Source organism: Hydrogenophaga sp. (genome assembly GCF_030158645.1).
Lineage (GTDB): Bacteria > Pseudomonadota > Gammaproteobacteria > Burkholderiales > Burkholderiaceae_C > Hydrogenophaga.
In genome coordinates, this window is the sequence record NZ_JAOASO010000100.1 from 24,760 (window position 1) to 42,029 (window position 17,270).

Below are 17,270 nucleotides of genomic sequence, written 5' to 3' on the forward strand. Positions count from 1 at the left end.
GCCATGAACTTCCGTCCCGGATCCCGCGATGAGCCCGAGATCAACCTGATCCCGTTCATCGACATCCTGCTGGTGGTGCTCATCTTCCTGATGTTGACCACCACTTACAGCAAGTTCACCGAGCTCAAGGTGAACCTCCCGGTGGCGGATGCCCAGGCGCCCAAGACCAACACCCAGGAGGTGGTCGTGGCGGTCGGCAGCGACGGGCGCTACTCGATCAACAAGCAGGTGCTTGAAGGCGCCAGTGTCGAGATGCTCACCAGCGCGTTGAGTCAGGCCTCGCAGGGCAACGCGGAGACGGTGATCATCATCAGCGCCGATGCCCAGGCCACACACCAGTCCGTCATCAACGTGATGGATGCAGCGCGTCGCGCGGGGCTGGTGCAGATCACGTTTGCCACCCAGCAGACGGGCACAGCGGCAGCCCGTGGCAAGCCCTGACGGAGGCAGGCCCGCCCGAGCACCGATGAGTCGGTCCAACTGGGAGGCGCTGTGGCTGGCGCAGTCACTCCAGCGCGGCTGGCTGGCGTGTCTGCTGTGGCCTGTTTCGCTGGCGTACAGCGCCCTGATGGCGCTGCGCCGGATCTTGTATCTCGTCGGCATCTTCAAAACCCACCGCCTGCGGGTCCCGGTGGTGGTGGTGGGCAACGTGGTGGTGGGCGGTGCGGGCAAAACCCCCACGGTGATCGCCGTGGTGAACCACCTGCGCGATCGGGGTTGGCACCCTGGCGTGGTCTCCAGGGGCCATGGCCGTCGCAGCCATGGCGTTGTCGGCGTGACGATCCACACGCCATCCGACGACAGCGGTGACGAACCCGCCCTCATCCATGAGCGCACGGGAGTGCCCGTCCACGTGGCCGCCAGCCGCGTGGCTGCGGCAAATGCCCTGCTGGCCGCACACCCGGAGGTCAATGTGGTTGTTTGCGACGACGGTCTGCAGCATTGGGCTTTGCAGCGCGATCTGCAGATCGTCGTCTTCGACGACCGCGGTGTCGGCAACGGCTGGCTGCTGCCTGCGGGGTTGCTGCGCGAAACCTGGCCGCGTCGCAGCCACGTGACGGAACTTGTGCTGATTCAGTGCCGCGACGGTGTACCCCCGCCCCCACTGCCCGTGGCGCCGGGCACGCAGTTGTTCCAGGCGACCCGCCGGCTCGCGGCACAGGCCATTGGAACGAACGGCGAACGCGTGGCGCTGCAGTCGCTGCACAAGCACCGCCTTACCGCCGTGGCCGGTATTGCCCGGCCTGCCGTGTTTTTCGACATGCTGCGCGAAGCGGGTTTGCGACCCGACCGCGAAGTGGCGCTGCCCGACCACGCCGGTCTCGCGGACTACAGCGCGCTGCTGCAGGATCCGACCAACACCTTGATCTGCACGGAAAAAGATGCCGTCAAGCTGCGTCCCCTGTTGAACGGCATGCCGGCGCACAAGCGATTGCAGGTGTGGGCCGTGCCCCTGGACATGACGCCGGACCCCGCCTTTCTCGACAGGCTGATCGCTCACCTCAAGAACCTGGAACGACGACCCTGACGGGATGGTGTTCCGCAACCGCCCGACTATCATCGCGCCATGGACACCAAATTGCTCGAACTGCTGGTCTGCCCCGTCACCAAAGGGCCTTTGATCTACAACCGCGAGCACCAGGAACTGCTGTCGCGCAGTGCGCGTCTGGCCTACCCGGTGCGAGACGGCATCCCCATCCTGCTGGAGCACGAAGCCCGCCCGTTGACCGAAGAGGAAGCCGCCCGGCCCAACGCGCCCACCCCGCTGCCATGAGTGCACGCGGAGTCCCCAGAGACTTCACGGTCCTGATTCCAGCGCGCCTGGCGTCCACACGGCTTCCCGACAAACCGCTGGCCGACATCGCCGGTTTGCCCATGGTGGTGCGGGTGGCGCGGCAGGCGCAAAACAGCGCTGCCCAACGTTGCGTGGTGGCAGCCGACGATCTGCGCATCGTGCAAGCCTGCGAAGCCCACGGCGTGACCGCCATCATGACCCGCAGCGACCACGCCAGTGGCAGCGACCGCCTGGCGGAAGCTTGCACCCTGCTCGGGCTGGCTGATGACGAGGTGGTGGTCAACGTCCAGGGTGACGAGCCACTCATCGACCCCGGGCTCATCGACGCGGTGGCGCAAGAACTCCACGACAGGCCCGACTGCGTCGTGAGCACGGCAGCCCATGCCATCGACGATCTGGCCGATTTTCTCAATCCCAATGTGGTCAAGGTGGTGCTCGATCGACAGCGCACCGCGCTGTACTTCAGCCGCGCGCCCATTCCCTGGTGGCGAGACGGCATGACCGAGGGCGCGCTGTCCGCCCTGCCTTCGCCACGCCCTCTGCGTCATGTGGGTGTGTACGGCTACCGGGCCGGCTTCTTGCGGCGCTTTCCGGCGCTCGAACCTGCGCCGCTGGAGTCCACAGAGTCGCTGGAGCAGTTGCGGGTGTTGTGGCACGGCGAACGCATTGCGGTGCACCTGAGCACGGTCCCGCCCGGTGCGGGTGTCGACACGCCGCACGACCTCGAGCGGGTCCGCCGAGCGTTGTCGCAAGGGTGAAAGCACCCTGTGCGCGGCCGGACTTTCAGGGCGTGGTTCTGTAAGCCGGGCACGAGGATGTGCATGCTATCCTCGCCCGGACGCCCCGGCCCTGCGCCACGGGCAGCCGTTCGAGACAAGCGGCCAAGCCACTGAAACACCAAAGAAGGAAAGCGATGAGACTGATTTTGTTGGGCGCGCCGGGAGCCGGCAAAGGAACGCAGGCCACGTTCATTTGCCAGAAGTACGGCATCCCCCAGATTTCCACCGGTGACATGCTGCGAGCCGCGGTCAAGGCGGGCACACCGCTGGGACTGCAGGCCAAGGCGGTGATGGAGTCCGGCGGCCTGGTCAGCGACGACCTGATCATCAATCTGGTGAAGGAACGCATCGCACAACCCGATTGCAACGGCGGCTTCCTCTTCGACGGCTTTCCGCGCACGATTCCCCAGGCTGACGCCATGAAGACAGCCGGCGTCAAACTTGACTACGTGCTGGAGATCGATGTGCCTTTTGACGCGATCATCGAGCGCATGAGTGGCCGCCGTTCGCACCCGGCGTCGGGCCGCACCTACCACGTGAAGTTCAACCCACCCAAGGTCGAGGGCCAGGACGACGTGACCGGCGAGCCGCTCATCCAGCGCGAAGACGACAAGGAAGAGACCGTGAAGAAGCGCCTCGAGGTCTACAGCGCACAGACCCGCCCGCTGGTGGACTACTACAGCAGCTGGGCCCGCAACGACGCGGCCGCAGCGCCCCAGTACCGTGCCATCAGCGGCATGGGCTCGGTGGAAGACATCACGTCGCGCGCCTTCGAAGCGCTGTCGAAGTAAGCGACCTTCGCTCAACAAAAAACCGGCCTCGAGCCGGTTTTTTGTTGGGTCTGGGCATCAAGCCGGGCTGGACCGCAGGCCGTACGCCTTGCCGCCAAAGAACACATATTCGGCGCGCACGATGGGCTCCCCCACCTCGTCCTTGAACGTGAAACCGATCAGCGACAGGTCGTCGCCATTCCTGATCTCGGGCATCTGCCACTGACCCAGGCGAAACAGGGGCGCCAATTCAACGTCCCATCGCCGGTCACGCCGTGTCGGCACCACCGCCCTGGCCAGCAGTGCCGGGCCATCCACACCGGCGGTCTGGGCCGGCAGCGCGCGCTGGGCCAGATCGGACGGCACACGCAGTGTCTCGGGCAGCTCCAGCGACAGTTCAACGTGGGGATTGCGCCACCTCACATTGGCGGTCTTGCCTTCCAGGTAGATCGGCCGCCCTTGGTCGAAGCTGCTCCAGCCGTGGTGAGCCATGGCGCCTGTGGCGACACCACCCCAGCCGAGCACGGCGGCCACTTGAACAAATTCACGTCGTTGCATGGGTTCTCCTTCAGACATAGGCAATCCAGCGTCCACAGGTGATCACCAGCATCCATATCCCCGTGGACAAAAGCAGGCTCACACGGGCGGTGGCGTCCTGGAGCTGCAGCGAACGGCGTGCGTGAAACCAGCCGGCATTGCAGCCAGCCAGCATGATCAGCGCCATCTTGGCTGTGAACACGCGGTTGGCCAACAGTTCCCCGGGCTGCGTGCCGAACATCAACAAGCCCGTCACCACCGCCAAGCTGAAACCGAGGCCCACCAACCCGAGACTCAGCCGCGCCAGCGGCTCGATCGGCAGGGACGAGCCCCAACCGAAGACACGCAACTCCAGAAGCACCAGGTTGCCCACGATCAAAGCGACGCCGATCAGGTGCACCACCTCCAGCATGGGGTAAGCCCATGGATGGGCGCCCAGGGCCGTCAACATGCTCAGACCTCCAACAGCTGCAAGGCCAGCGCCAGGCGCGCCTTCACAGGCGAGAGGCCACCCGAATCCGCCAGCGGCTGACCCGCATGAGGTACCACGCGACCTCGCGCGCATCGGCTGGCCACCACCACCTCCACGCCGCTGGCCTCGGCCTGTTTCAACGCGGCCAGCAGGTCGTCGTGCACGGTGCCGTTGCCGGTACCCGCGACCACAAGGCCGCGCAACCTGGCCGCACCGGCGGTGTGGCCCAGCAGTGCGCGCACCACCTCGCCATCGGCGTTTGCATGACTGAAGATCAACTCCACGCGCGGCAGCGAGGCAGCCGCCAGCAGTCGCTGCAGCCCTGCGTGGTCATGCGAACCCTGTCGCACCGCGTCCGGCCACGGCCTGAACAAGCGCAGCTGAGCCTCTTCCACGCATCCCAGATCGCCTGCGTCACCTGAATCGAACGGGTCTGTCCGGTAGGGATGCACCTTGGCCACATCGATCGCGTCATGGATGCGCCCGGCACACACCACCATCACGCCTCGGGCGCCGGGATGCATGGCCACGGCGACCGCATCGCTCAGGTTTTGCGGTCCGTCGGGCACCAGCGCGGTGGCCGGTCGCATCGCACACGTCAGCACCACCGGCTTGGAAGGCCGCAAGCGCGTCTGGAGCAAGAAGGCGGTTTCCTCGATGGTGTCGGTGCCGTGGGTGATCACGACGCCAGCCACTTCGGGACGGTCCAGGTGCTCGGCCACCTTTGCAGCGAGGGCCTGCCACACGCCCAGCACCATGTCCTTGCTGTTGATCTGGGCCACCTGCTCCACGTCCAGCGGACAAGCCGCCAGCGCCGGGACCATGGCCACGAGATCGCCCACGGCCACCTGCCCGGCCACATACCCCACGTTGTCATTTGCCCGGGTGGCGCGTCCGGCGATCGTGCCGCCGGTGCCCAAAACCACGAGGCGGCGCGCCTGGTTTGCATTCACCACTTGCCAAGTCCTTTGAACTGGTTAAAAATACAGCCACTGGATAAGAAAACAGTGACACACTGGCCGGATACCCCGCCCGGTGAAGCATCCACCCCGATGAGGTTCCCATGCCAGACATGCCCGCCACCGCGCCCAAGCTCACCGCCCGGCAACAACAGATCCTGGAACTCATCCAGACAGCCATCGCCCGCACGGGTTCCCCACCCACCCGGGCAGAGATTGCCAGCGAACTTGGCTTCAAGTCCGCCAATGCGGCCGAAGAGCATTTGCAGGCACTGGCGCGCAAGGGCGTCATCGAACTGGTCAGTGGCACGTCCCGTGGCATCCGTCTGCGCAGCGAAGACCTCCGCTCCATCAACGATTCGCGCGGGCGCCAGCTTACACTCCCGCTCCCCAGCCTGGCCCAGCTCATGCTGCCCCTGATCGGGCGTGTGGCCGCTGGTTCGCCCATCCTTGCGCAAGAGCATGTGGACCAGACTTACCACGTCGAGCGCAGCCTCTTTCAGCGCGAGCCCGACTACCTGCTCAAGGTGCGCGGCATGTCCATGCGCGACGTCGGCATCATCGACGGCGATCTGCTCGCGGTGAAATCCGCCAAGGAAGCCAAGAATGGCCAGATCGTGGTGGCCCGCTTGGGCGACGATGTGACGGTCAAACGGTTCATGCGCCGGCAAAACATCATCGAACTGCACGCCGAAAACCCGGACTACAAAACCATCGTGGTCGAGCCCGGTGAACCCTTCGAGATCGAAGGCCTGGCGGTGGGACTCATACGCAACAGTTTCCAAGTCTGACCCCCGGGTCACATTGCCTCAGCAGGTGGCGGGCGTTTGGTCCGGCGAACCCTGGGTTCGCCTCGTGGACACATCCCTGCGTTGGCAACTTCCTCTCAATCCTGCCTGTGTTCAACCCCTCGTCTGGAGTTTCGCATGGGAAAAATTTTCAACACCAACACCTGGCGCGCGCCCCTGCAGTTGATCGATTGCTGGCTGCCACTGCCAACCCGGCCCCAGTCGCGCCCGCCCGCCTCTGCCATGGCCATCAAGGCGATGCAGCGCTTTGCACGCGCTGGCTGGCTCAACCGGGAAGCCGCGAACAGCCCGGCGTTGCAGCCGCCCGGAAGCCCGACAGCAGAACCCCTTGCATCGACGCCGTGCAGGGTTCGCGTCTTGCGGCAGGCCGACGTCCGGGCGGTCAGACGCCCTGCCGTGCGCCTCGTCATATCGGGTCGCATCAACGATGTTTGCGCCGAGCTGGACCGCCTTGCAGCGCTGGAGCAGGATTCCCTGGCCCGCGCAGCCTGAGGGCGGCGAGGTGCCCGCCTGAGGCGCGCGGGCACAATACGCCCATGAACATAGTGATTCTTGATGACTACCAGGACGCGGTCAGAAAGCTGAAGTGCGCCGACAAGCTCGAGCAGTACCCCGCCAAGGTATTCACCAACACCGTCAAAGGTGTCGGGCAACTGTCGATCCGACTGCGAGACGCCGATGTGCTGGTGCTGATCCGCGAACGCACCCAGGTCACTCGCCAGCTCATCGAAAAGTTGCCTCGACTCAAGCTCATCGCCCAGACGGGCCGGGTGGGTGCACACCTGGACGTGGCTGCCTGCACCGAGCGGGGGATTGCCGTGGCCGAGGGCGTCGGATCCCCAGTGTCCACGGCCGAACTCACCTGGGCCTTGGTCATGGCTTCCATGCGCCGCATCCCTCAGTACGTGTCGAATCTGAAGCACGGCGCCTGGCAGCAGGCGGGGCTCAAATCGGCGGCCATGCCGACCAATTTTGGCGTGGGCATGGTCTTGCGCGACAAAACACTCGGTGTGTGGGGCTATGGCCGGATCGGGCAATTGGTGGCCGGCTACGGGCGCGCATTCGGCATGCAGGTGATCGTCTGGGGCAGCGAAGCATCGCGTGCCCGCGCTGTTGCCGATGGGTTTGAGGCCGCAGCCAGCCGGGAAGCTTTTTTCTCCGAGGCCGACGTGCTGTCACTCCACCTGCGGCTGAGCGAAGCCAGCACGGGCTGCGTCACGCTGGAAGATCTGGGTCGGATGAAGCCCACATCGCTGCTGGTGAACACATCGCGTGCGGAACTGATCGAACCCGAGGCCTTGCTGGCTGCGCTCAACCGGGGTCGCCCTGGTCTTGCAGCGGTGGACGTGTTCGAATCGGAACCCATTCTGCAAGGGCACGCGTTGCTGCGGCTGGAGAACTGCATTTGCACGCCGCACATAGGCTATGTGGAACAAGACAGCTACGAGCAGTACTTCTCCTCCGCCTTTGACAACGTGGTCAACTTCATCAAGGGAACGCCGACCAACATCGTGAATCCTGGCGCACTGCAGGTTCGCCGGTAGCGGACGGATTCGCCATCAAAAAACGCCGCATGTGCGGCGTTTTTTGATGGTGTCGACGTGATCAGTCCTTCTTGCCAGGCGAGTCCGTCCGACCAGGCTCGTTCGGCAAGTCAAAATCGAGCACTTCGAAGTCGATCAGGTTGCTGTTCGGTTCCCGGATGTGAAAGTCGGCCGGTTGCGGTGGTCTGGCCGAAGGCTCCACCAACCGATCCACCTCGGGCAGAGAGGCCTCGAAACGGTCCATCTCCGCGAACTCATCCAGATCGATGTCCAGCCCGAGGCGGGAAGACGATGGGTGCAGGTGGTCCAGGCCCATGGGCTGGGTGTGACGCTCCGAGGCATCGCGCAACGATGCCAGCTCCGGTGCCGTCAGCTTGTCGGCGGCCTTGAGTGGCTGCATGGCCGTGTGCTGAAAATCGCCCGCTGCGCGCGGTGCTGCCACGTCGCGCCGGATCAGGTCCTTGGCAATGGCGTGCAACATCAGCAGTTCTCGGTACGCCTCCAGATCGAACACCTCGGACGCGCTGTCTGTGGCGTCCCGGAAAATCGACTGCTCGATCAAATCCAGCACCCGGGGCTCGGGCCACAGCGCCTGGATGCGGCTGAATGCCGTCTCGTACGCCTCAAGGCCCCTGCCGCGTTGAGAGTACGCATCGAACGGCGGCGCTCCCGCGTTGAAAACGTGGTTGAACTCTTCGCGCAGGTTTTCGTAATCACCGCGGCGTCCCAGTCGGTGGTAAATGTGGAACAAGTCCAGGTACGTCAGTGCACTGGGCTCATGGCTTTCAGCCAGGTGGTCCTTGAGCACCTGGATGGCCTGCTCGTCCTCGCCCAGAGACACGAAAAAATCGGCCTGCTGCTGCACATCGAACAGCTCTTCAGTCGCCACCGAGCGGGACACATTCATCGCGCTGGTGGAGAACTCGCGCCGATCGCGGGCGGACAACGGGGCCTGGACCTCATCCGGCGACCGCAACCCTTTGGATTTCACCGTCTCCTCGCTGGCAGCGGTCAACGCATCGAACGAGGAATCCTGGTCAAGATCGAGGTCGAGATCAACGCTGCCCGCCAGCGGCGTGAACCCGGAGCTTGCCTTGGACGCGCCATCGTCGGGCTGCAGCGGCACCAGCACGGTTTTGTCTTCCTCCTCGGGCGCCCACCAGGCGCGCGAGGCTTCGGAACCCTGAACCACGGCCACAGGGCGACGGCGCGCGACGAAAAGCACGGCCAGCAACGCCAGCAGCAACAGGCCTCCCAACAGATACACCAGCCAGTTCTGATAGCGCTGTGCGAGCGATTGTTCGAGCTGCGTGTTCAGATCGCCCAATGCGGACTGCGACCGGGCCTGCTCTTGACGCAGCCGCGCCACCTCGGACTCCAGTGCCGACAGTTTTTGCGCATCGCGCAAGACGTCTTCAGGGGAAGCATTGATGCTCTTCCACAGCAGCGCCGCTGCAGCGCGTGTTTCTTCAGACGCGCTGGGCTCGCTGAGCAGCAGAGGCGAGAGCTTGAGCGTTGGGTCGCGTTCAATACCGGTGGTGAGGTCGATCGGATCCAGTTGCAGCCTGGGCGCGGTGACCACGGGTGCCTTGGCTGGCGCACGCCGCACCACGGAGGCCGGGCGCTGCACGGGTGCTTCTGCACGGGCTGGGGCAGGTTGCCTGGACGGCGCCGTGCCCGATGCCTGCGCAGAAGTCTGCGCCGAAGCGTTGGGGGCTGATGCGGCCGACACCGGGCCAGGAGCACCCACCACGGCGGCCGCTCGGGCCGGTGCTGCGGCCAACGCTGTGCTCGAAGCCGCCGCCGATGGGGTCGCCGCTGCGACCGGTTCGTTGATCAGGTCGGCGAGCAGCACAAAGCGGCGTGTGAACTGCGTACCGCAGCCTGCCCGAACGTACAGCGTGACGAAGGGTTCGTTGACCGGCAGGCTGGATTGGACCCGGACGGAGGCCTCCGCGTCGGGTGCCGTCTTTTGTGGTGATGTGCGCACCAGGTTCGCGGCCACCTGGGTGTCGCCGTAAAACACATCGGTTTCGATGCAGAGATTGGCGAGGTCCTCACCAGGCGCCAGCAGAACCTGCACGCGAACGTCCAGGGCTCTCCCGATCACGGCCGCACCGCTGTGCCGACCAAGGGTCACGGCGTAACTGCTCAAGGCAGTTGATAGCAAAATACAACCTGTCCAGTACTTGCGCACGCCAGACTTCCTTCTTTCGTTCGTTGGGCGATTCTGTCATAGCTCCAACAGGCTTCATTCCAAATACAACACGCTTATGCAACCCATCTTTCAAAACACAGGCATCGTGGGAACCGGCGCCATGGGCCGCGGAATCGCCCAGATGGCGGCCCAGGCAGGCAGCGAGGTCCGGCTGTTCGATGTCCAGCCCGGTGCAGCGCTCGCCGCGCGTGATGCATTGCAAACCACCTGGCAGACGCTGGTCACCAAAAACAAGATGACGGTCGAGCAGATGCAAGCCTGCATGGACCGGCTCCGGCTGGCCGATGCCTTGAGCGACCTCGCACCTTGCGATCTGGTGATCGAGGCGATCGTCGAGCGGCTCGACGTCAAGCAGCGCCTGTTCGCCGAACTCGAAGGCATCGTCGGGCCCGACGCGGTGCTGGCGACCAACACCTCGTCGCTGTCGGTCACGGCGATTGCCGCGCCGCTCAAGCGGCCCGCCCAACTGGCGGGCTTTCACTTCTTCAACCCGGTGCCGCTGATGCGCGTGGTGGAAGTGATCGCCGGACTGAAGACCAGCGCATCGGTGTGCCAACGGTTGACCGCTTTCACCCGCCAGTTCGGCCACACCCCCGTGACCGCGCAGGACACGCCCGGCTTCATCGTGAACCACGCCGGACGTGGCTACGGCACCGAGGCCTTGCGTGTGGTGGGCGAACGTGTGGCCGACTTCGCCACCATCGACCGCATCCTGAAAGACCAGATGGGCTTTCGCCTCGGCCCGTTCGAGCTGATGGACCTGACCGCGCTGGACGTGTCGCACCCGGTCATGGAATCCATTTACCACCAGTACTTTGAGGAGCCCCGCTACCGACCCAGCGTGATCACCGCACAGCGGCTCGCCGGTGGCGTGGTGGGCAAAAAGGTGGGCGAAGGTTTTTATGCCTATGACAAAGGGGTGGCCCAGGTGCAGCCCGAGCCGGCCGTGCCGGCGGTGGCCGAGCTGCCGCCGGTGTGGGTGTCGCCCAAGGCGGCACGGCGCGCCGAGCTGTACCAGTTGCTCAAAGACCTGGGCGCGCAGATCGAAACCGCGGCCGCCCCCTCTTCCGCTGCGCTGATCGTGGTGGCGCCGCTGGGCCTGGACGTGACCACCCTGGCCGCCGTGGAACGGCTGGACGCCACGCGCACCGTGGGCATCGACATGATGCTGGACGACGCGTCGGTGAAACGCCGGGTGCTCGCCACCAACCCCGCCACCCGCCCCGACATGGCGCAGGCGGCCCGCGCACTCTTTGCGCGCGATGGCAAGGCGGTGAGCGTGATCCGCGACAGCGGCGGATTCGTCACGCAACGCGTGGTGGCCACCATCGTCAACATCGCGGCCGACATGTGCCAGCAAGGCATCTGCTCCCCCGCCGACCTGGACGTGGCCGTGACACTCGGCCTCGGTTACCCCATGGGTCCGCTGGCCATGGGCGACCGCATCGGCCCGACCAACATGCTGGAGATCCTGTTCAACCTGCAAACGGTCTATGGCGACCCACGTTACCGCCCGTCTCCCTGGTTGCGTCGCCGTGGCGCGCTCGGCCTGAGCCTCACGCACGAGGAAGCCTGACATGACCGCGAGTCTCAAGAGCCACAGCCATGGCCAGACCATGGTGCTGACCATCAGCAACCCCGAGCACCGCAACGCCCTTGGGCCCGACATGTACGCCGCGGGCGTGGAAGCGCTCAATGTGGCCGAGAGCAGCCCCGAGGTGCGCAGCGTGGTCATCACCGGCGAGGGCAACCACTTCTGTGCCGGTGGCAATCTGCAGCGCCTGCTGGCCAACCGCCAGCAACCACCCGAGGTTCAGGCGCAGAGCATCGAAGGACTGCACAACTGGATCGAGACCATCCGAGCGTTTCCCAAGCCGGTGGTGGCTGCGGTGGAAGGCTCGTGCGCCGGTGCCGGCTTTTCGCTCGCGCTGGCCTGTGACATGGTGGTGGCTGCACACAGCAGCGTGTTTGTGATGGCCTACAGCAACGTGGGCCTGTCCCCCGACGGTGGCGCCACCTGGAGCCTGATGCGCGCCCTGCCCCGCGCCACCGCCCTGCAGTTGCTGATGTGCGGAGACCGCATCGGCGCCGAGCGGTTGCAGCAGCTCGGTGTGATCAACACCGTGAGCGCCACGGGCGAAGCGCTGACCGAGGCGCTCGCGCTGTGCGAACGCCTCAACGCGCGGGCGCCGAACGCGCTGGCCAGCATCAAGGAGCTGGCCAACGACGCGCCCACCGTGCCGCTGCATGCACAGTTGGGCGCCGAGCGCGACCACTTCGTGCGCAACCTGCACCACGCCAACGCGGGCGAAGGCATCGACGCCTTCATCAACAAGCGTCCCGCGCAATACCGCTGAGGTTCCGCGCAAGCGTGGCAGCGCAGACCCTCTGCGCGCATACCCTGAGCCTGTTGCCACGTCCCAGTGGCGACAATCATCGACCTTTCAGTCACTCAAAAGACAGCCCATGGACGAACCGATTCTGACAATGGAAGAACGCGAGGCGATCAACAGTGGTCGCTGGTTCTCCAGCCTTTCTCCTTCCCTGCGGCACGACATACTCCGATGCGCCTACGTCAAGCGATTCAAGGACGGCGACCTGATCGTCGCCCGAGGCGATCCGCCCTCCGAATGGACGGCGGTGGCCAAGGGAGCCGTGCGCGTGAGCTCGACGTCGTTGTCGGGCAAGCAGATCACGCTGACTTACGTGGAGCCGGGCGTGTGGTTCGGCGACGTGGCGATGTTCGACGGCGACCAGCGAACGCACGACGCCTATGCCCATGGGGCCACCACGTTGCTGTGTGTGGCGCGCACCGATTTTCAGAAGATCCTCAGCACACACGTGGAGCTGTACGAAGCCCTGATGCGCCTGCAGGCTCGGCGCATCCGCACGCTGTTCGGCCTGGTGGAAGACCTCAACACCCTGCCCTTGCGCGCGCGCCTGGCCAAACAACTGCTGCACCTGGTGCGCAGCTACGGCGTGCCTTGCCTCTCCGACGGCAACGAAATGCGCATCGGTCTGCAACTGGCGCAGGAAGAGCTGGCCCAGTTGCTCGGTGCCTCGCGCCAGCGGGTCAACCAGGAACTCAAGTCGATGGAGCGCGACGATGCCATCCGCATCGAACAGGGCGGACTGGTGGTGCGCAACCGGGACATGCTGATGCGCATCGCGGAAGCCGAATCCTGAGGCCGCGCGTGATGGCCTCCCCTCTCAACTTTCACCCAGGCCTTCACGCATGAGCGACACCCAGAATTTCACCGGCACCCGCCCCGTGGCGGGGCAACATCTGTTCGACGAAGCCGCCCTGGCCGCCTGGCTGCACAGCCGCCTGCCCGGCTTTGAAGGGCCGCTCACGGTGGAGATGTTCAAGGGGGGGCAGTCCAACCCGACCTACAAACTCATCACGCCGCAGCGCGCCTATGTGATGCGCGCCAAACCCGGCCCGGTGGCCAAGCTGCTGCCCTCGGCCCACGCCATCGAACGCGAGTTCCGCGTGATGAGCGCACTGCACGGCACCGGCGTGCCGGTGGCGCAGATGCACGTGTTGTGCGAAGACGAATCGGTGATCGGCCGCGCGTTCTACGTCATGGAGTGCGTCAACGGCCGCGTGCTGTGGGACCAGTCGTTGCCGGGCATGACGAACCAGCAACGCGGCGCGATCTACAACGAGATGAACCGCGTCATCGCCGCGCTGCACACGGTCAAGCCACTGGCCATCGGCCTGGACGGCTATGGCAAGCCGGGCAATTACTTCGAGCGCCAGATTGGCCGCTGGAGCAAGCAGTACGTGGCGTCCATCACCCAGCCCATTCCCGAGATGGACCAGCTCATGGCATGGTTGCCGAACAACATCCCGGCCATGGCGCGCGATGAGTCCATGCTCTCGGTGGTGCACGGCGACTTCCGGCTCGACAACATGATGTTCCACCCGGAGGAAGCGCGCGTGCTCGCGGTGCTCGACTGGGAGCTCTCCACCTTGGGCCATCCGCTGGCGGACTTCAGTTACCACTGCATGTCCTGGCACATTCCGCCCGGCCTGTTCCGCGGCATCGGCGGGCTGGACGTGAAGGCGCTGGGCATTCCGACCGAAGACGAGTACATCGCGCTCTACTGCGAGCGCACCGGCATCGCCCAGCCCGCGCAGCTCAAGGCCGACTGGAATTTCTACCTCGCCTACAACATGTTCCGCCTGGCGGCCATCCTGCAAGGCATTGCCAAGCGGGTCGAGGCCGGCACGGCGTCGAGCGATCAGGCGGTGAAATCTGCTGCCGGTGCCCGACCCATGGCCGAAATGGCCTGGCGATTCGCCAGCGCCCGCTGAACCCCTACGCACCACATCACATCACCCACCAGGAGACACCATGAATTTCGACTACACCGACAAGGTCAAGGACATGCGCGAGCGCCTTCTGGCGTTCATGGACGAGCACATCTACCCGAACGAAGCGCGCTTCTTCGGCGAGATCGCGGCCAACCGCGCCAAGGGCAACGCATGGATCCCGACCGAGATCATTGAAGAGCTCAAACCCAAGGCCAAGGCCGCCGGATTGTGGAACTTGTTCTTGCCGCGCAGCCCGCGCGCGCCGCAGGGTCTGTCCAACCTCGAGTACGCACCCATGTGCGAAATCATGGGCCGCGTGCCGTTCGCCGCCGAGGTGTTCAACTGCTCGGCGCCCGACACCGGCAACATGGAAACCTTCGAGCGCTACGCCAGCGAAGAGCTCAAGGACCGCTGGCTGGAACCCCTGCTGCGCGGTGAGATCCGCTCGGCTTTCCTGATGACCGAGCCCGACGTGGCCTCATCGGACGCCACCAACATCGAGTGCAGCATCGTGCGAGATGGCGACGAATACGTGATCAACGGGCGCAAGTGGTGGTCGTCGGGCGCCGGCGACCCACGCTGCGCGGTCTACATCGTCATGGGCAAGAGCAACCCGGAAGCGCCGCGCCATTCGCAGCAGTCGATGATCATTGTCCCGGCCAACAGCCAGGGCGTGACCATCGTGCGGCCACTCTCGGTGTTCGGCTACGACGACGCGCCCCATGGCCACATGGAGGTGCTGCTCAAGAACGTGCGCGTGCCCGTGGGCAACCTGCTGCTGGGCGAGGGCCGTGGTTTCGAAATTGCGCAAGGGCGCCTGGGCCCCGGGCGCATTCACCATTGCATGCGCTCCATCGGCGCGGCCGAGCGCGCCATGGAACTCATGTGCAAGCGACTCAACACCCGCATCGCGTTCGGCAAACCCGTCTCCGCCCAATCGGTGTGGCACGAGCGACTGGCCGATGCACGCTGCCGCATCGAGATGGCGCGCCTGCTCACGCTCAAAGCCGCCTACATGATGGACACCGTGGGCAACAAGGTGGCCAAGGCCGAGATCGCGATGATCAAGGTGGTGGCACCCAACATGGCCTGCGACATCATCGACATGGCCATTCAGGCCCACGGCGGGGGCGGTGTGAGCGACGATTTCCCGCTCGCCTACAGCTACGCCAACCAGCGCACCCTGCGCCTGGCCGACGGTCCGGACGAAGTGCACCGCATGTCGATCGCCAAGCTCGAACTGGCCAAACACATGCTGGTGAAAACCGAGGTGGAGATGCCGATCACGCGCGGCTCCTGAGTCCGCCCTGCCCGCTGCGTGATCAGCGGGCAGCCATCTCCAACGCGCGCTGGCTGGCCCGGTCGAACAGGCCCAAAGCGTGCAATGCGATGTCCGTGTCGCCCTTGCGGTCGATCTGCATGCGCATGTACGTCTTGCCGCGTTGCAACATGAGCATCACCGGCGTCTCTTCGGACACCGGTTCGGGCCAATCCATCAAGCGCTGTTCGGTTTCGCTGTCGATCCAGCGCCGCGCGGTGTCGGGCGCGTCGGTGAGCACCGCGTAACGGGCCCAGAAACCCCGGTCGGGCCCGGCCCAGCCGGCATCGCGGTACATCGCCAGCCACCGGACTTCGTCGGGCACGACACCCGCCATCGTCTGCAGATCGTCTGTGTACTTTGAATACAGCTGGCGCGACTGCGCCTCCAGAACGTTCTTCAGACGGCGGTTCATCACCACCACGTTGCCCTCTTGCCTGAGCCCCAGGTCGGCACGCGCCATCAACTCCATGCCCTGGATGAACGGTCGCGATGCCTCGGTGCACTGAATGCGCACCGGGCGATCACGCCACCGTCCAGCGAGCGCATACGCACCGCCCACCATCGGCTTGAAACTGAGCGCGTGATCTTGTGCCCATTTCGCCAACGGCGCCGAGCGGGCGCGCCTCCAGGGCGAAGGGATCAAGGCATTCGTGAAATCTGCGAACATGGTCTCGAGTTTTACCTTAGAGTGCGGCAACTTGCGCACGGCAAGCCCTCACAGAAAGGCCGATTTGATGATCAATGTCCACTCTTGGCCCACTCCGAACGGCCACAAGGTTCACGTCATGCTCGAGGAGTGCGGATTGCGTCTGGGCCGAGACTGGCAGGTTCACGCCGTCAACATCGGTCAAGGCGACCAGTTCAAGCCCGATTTTTTGAAGATCAGCCCCAACAACAGGATCCCGGCGCTGGTGGACTCCGACGGCCCGGACGGCAAACCGATCAGCATTTTTGAGTCGGGTGCGATCCTGCTGTACCTCGCCGCCAAGACGGGCAAGTTCCTGCCCAAATCCGACCGGGCCAAGTTCAAGGTGCTGGAATGGCTGATGTTCCAGATGGGCGGCGTGGGGCCGATGCTGGGCCAGGCACACCACTTCCGCATCTACGCGCCCGAGAAGATCGAGTACGCCATCAACCGCTACACCAACGAAGCCAAACGCCTGTACGGCGTGATGGACAAGCAGCTGGAGAACCAGAAGTTCATCGCCGGCAACCAATACACGATCGCCGACATCGCCATCTTCCCCTGGCTGCGCAGCTGGCAGAACCAGGGTATCGACTGGGCAGATTACCCGCACCTCAAAGCCTGGTTCGACAAAATTGCGGCACGCCCTGCCGTGCAACGCGGTGTGGCGGTGCTTGCCGATGCCCGCAAACCGCTCACCGACGACAAGTCACGCGACATCCTGTTTGGCAAAACGCAGTACGAAAAACGCTGAAAAATGGCGTGCGCTCCAGAACCCACCATTTCAGCAGGTACAATTCGCAGCTTAGTCGGAGCGTAGCGCAGCCTGGTAGCGCATCTGCTTTGGGAGCAGAGGGTCGCGAGTTCGAATCCCGCCGCTCCGACCATTCATCAAGAAAAGAAAAAGGCCCACTCTGTGGGCCTTTTTTCTGTGTGCTGCCGGTTATCTGTCTGCCCGTAGCTCAACCGGATAGAGCAGCTGCCTTCTAAGCAGCAGGTCGGGGGTTCGAGTCCCTCCGGGCAGGCCAAACACCTCCTGCAAGTCGGCGGCCTCCGCTGG

At 64.7% G+C, this 17,270-nt stretch carries 19 protein-coding genes and 2 tRNA genes; 16 read left to right on the top strand and 5 right to left on the bottom strand.

Annotated elements, in window-relative coordinates:
- Window positions 1-3: 3 nt before the first annotated feature.
- From Q1W68_RS11365 to adk, 5 genes are all read left to right on the top strand, one after another.
- Window positions 4-441 carry a biopolymer transporter ExbD gene (locus Q1W68_RS11365; protein ID WP_300654202.1) on the top strand — a complete coding sequence of 146 codons (438 nt, stop codon included), beginning with the start codon at window positions 4-6 and terminating at the stop codon, window positions 439-441.
- A gap of 25 nt (window positions 442-466) precedes the next feature.
- Complete coding sequence (gene lpxK, locus Q1W68_RS11370) at window positions 467-1,528, top strand: tetraacyldisaccharide 4'-kinase (RefSeq protein ID WP_300654205.1); 1,062 nt, start codon at window positions 467-469, stop codon at window positions 1,526-1,528.
- Between the two features lie 39 nt (window positions 1,529-1,567).
- Entirely contained in the window at window positions 1,568-1,774 is a 207-nt protein-coding gene (locus tag Q1W68_RS11375) for a Trm112 family protein (protein ID WP_300654207.1), read from the top strand.
- Window positions 1,771-2,553 (top strand): 3-deoxy-manno-octulosonate cytidylyltransferase, encoded by a 783-nt coding sequence (gene kdsB, locus Q1W68_RS11380; protein ID WP_300654208.1) that lies wholly within the window; start codon window positions 1,771-1,773, stop codon window positions 2,551-2,553. Before Q1W68_RS11375 ends, kdsB begins: the two co-directional genes overlap by 4 nt.
- 155 nt (window positions 2,554-2,708) lie before the next feature.
- Entirely contained in the window at window positions 2,709-3,365 is a 657-nt protein-coding gene (adk, locus tag Q1W68_RS11385) for an adenylate kinase (protein WP_300654211.1), read from the top strand.
- A gap of 57 nt (window positions 3,366-3,422) precedes the next feature.
- Here the strand turns inward: adk and Q1W68_RS11390 are convergent, their stop codons facing one another.
- From Q1W68_RS11390 to Q1W68_RS11400, 3 genes are read right to left on the bottom strand one after another with little or no spacing between them, the layout of a single operon-like run.
- Window positions 3,423-3,902, bottom strand: a complete 480-nt coding sequence (locus Q1W68_RS11390) for a DUF6152 family protein (protein ID WP_300654214.1) — start codon at window positions 3,900-3,902, stop codon at window positions 3,423-3,425.
- A 10-nt stretch (window positions 3,903-3,912) separates the two neighbouring features.
- Window positions 3,913-4,332 carry a hypothetical protein gene (locus tag Q1W68_RS11395; protein WP_300654217.1) on the bottom strand — a complete coding sequence of 140 codons (420 nt, stop codon included), beginning with the start codon at window positions 4,330-4,332 and terminating at the stop codon, window positions 3,913-3,915.
- Window positions 4,333-4,334: 2 nt separating this feature from the next.
- Window positions 4,335-5,306, bottom strand: a complete 972-nt coding sequence (locus Q1W68_RS11400; protein ID WP_366146703.1) for an asparaginase — start codon at window positions 5,304-5,306, stop codon at window positions 4,335-4,337.
- A 119-nt stretch (window positions 5,307-5,425) separates the two neighbouring features.
- Between Q1W68_RS11400 and lexA the strand changes: the two genes are divergently transcribed.
- From lexA to Q1W68_RS11415, 3 genes are all read left to right on the top strand, one after another.
- Window positions 5,426-6,103 carry a transcriptional repressor LexA gene (gene lexA / locus Q1W68_RS11405; protein ID WP_300654250.1) on the top strand — a complete coding sequence of 226 codons (678 nt, stop codon included), beginning with the start codon at window positions 5,426-5,428 and terminating at the stop codon, window positions 6,101-6,103.
- A 135-nt stretch (window positions 6,104-6,238) separates the two neighbouring features.
- A complete protein-coding gene (locus tag Q1W68_RS11410) occupies window positions 6,239-6,613 on the top strand; it encodes a hypothetical protein (RefSeq protein ID WP_300654221.1) in 375 nt (124 codons plus the stop codon).
- A gap of 44 nt (window positions 6,614-6,657) precedes the next feature.
- A complete protein-coding gene (locus tag Q1W68_RS11415; RefSeq protein ID WP_300654224.1) occupies window positions 6,658-7,665 on the top strand; it encodes a D-2-hydroxyacid dehydrogenase family protein in 1,008 nt (335 codons plus the stop codon).
- A 61-nt stretch (window positions 7,666-7,726) separates the two neighbouring features.
- Here the strand turns inward: Q1W68_RS11415 and Q1W68_RS11420 are convergent, their stop codons facing one another.
- On the bottom strand, window positions 7,727-9,820 hold the full coding sequence (locus Q1W68_RS11420; RefSeq protein ID WP_300654226.1) for a hypothetical protein: 2,094 nt from the start codon (window positions 9,818-9,820) through the stop codon (window positions 7,727-7,729).
- Between the two features lie 118 nt (window positions 9,821-9,938).
- Here Q1W68_RS11420 and Q1W68_RS11425 point away from each other — a divergent pair, with 118 nt between their 5' ends.
- The 5 genes from Q1W68_RS11425 (at window position 9,939) to Q1W68_RS11445 (ending at window position 15,504) form a co-directional block, all read left to right on the top strand.
- On the top strand, window positions 9,939-11,459 hold the full coding sequence (locus Q1W68_RS11425) for a 3-hydroxyacyl-CoA dehydrogenase (protein ID WP_300654229.1): 1,521 nt from the start codon (window positions 9,939-9,941) through the stop codon (window positions 11,457-11,459).
- A gap of 1 nt (window position 11,460) precedes the next feature.
- A complete protein-coding gene (locus tag Q1W68_RS11430) occupies window positions 11,461-12,240 on the top strand; it encodes an oxepin-CoA hydrolase, alternative type (protein WP_300716754.1) in 780 nt (259 codons plus the stop codon).
- Window positions 12,241-12,349: 109 nt separating this feature from the next.
- Complete coding sequence (locus tag Q1W68_RS11435) at window positions 12,350-13,069, top strand: Crp/Fnr family transcriptional regulator (RefSeq protein ID WP_300661838.1); 720 nt, start codon at window positions 12,350-12,352, stop codon at window positions 13,067-13,069.
- Window positions 13,070-13,118: 49 nt separating this feature from the next.
- Complete coding sequence (locus Q1W68_RS11440; RefSeq protein WP_300716756.1) at window positions 13,119-14,204, top strand: phosphotransferase; 1,086 nt, start codon at window positions 13,119-13,121, stop codon at window positions 14,202-14,204.
- Between the two features lie 40 nt (window positions 14,205-14,244).
- Entirely contained in the window at window positions 14,245-15,504 is a 1,260-nt protein-coding gene (locus Q1W68_RS11445) for an acyl-CoA dehydrogenase family protein (RefSeq protein WP_300716758.1), read from the top strand.
- Window positions 15,505-15,526: 22 nt separating this feature from the next.
- Here Q1W68_RS11445 and Q1W68_RS11450 read toward each other — a convergent pair whose 3' ends face one another.
- Window positions 15,527-16,192: a hypothetical protein gene (locus Q1W68_RS11450; protein ID WP_300716760.1), complete on the bottom strand. Its 666-nt coding sequence runs from the start codon at window positions 16,190-16,192 to the stop codon at window positions 15,527-15,529.
- A 67-nt stretch (window positions 16,193-16,259) separates the two neighbouring features.
- Between Q1W68_RS11450 and Q1W68_RS11455 the strand changes: the two genes are divergently transcribed.
- The 3 genes from Q1W68_RS11455 (at window position 16,260) to Q1W68_RS11465 (ending at window position 17,238) form a co-directional block, all read left to right on the top strand.
- Window positions 16,260-16,964, top strand: coding sequence for a glutathione binding-like protein (locus Q1W68_RS11455; RefSeq protein WP_300716762.1), 705 nt, complete (start codon window positions 16,260-16,262; stop codon window positions 16,962-16,964).
- Window positions 16,965-17,020: 56 nt separating this feature from the next.
- Window positions 17,021-17,097, top strand: a tRNA-Pro gene (locus Q1W68_RS11460).
- A 64-nt stretch (window positions 17,098-17,161) separates the two neighbouring features.
- Window positions 17,162-17,238: transfer RNA gene (locus tag Q1W68_RS11465), tRNA-Arg, on the top strand.
- The last annotated feature ends 32 nt before the right edge of the window (window positions 17,239-17,270 follow it).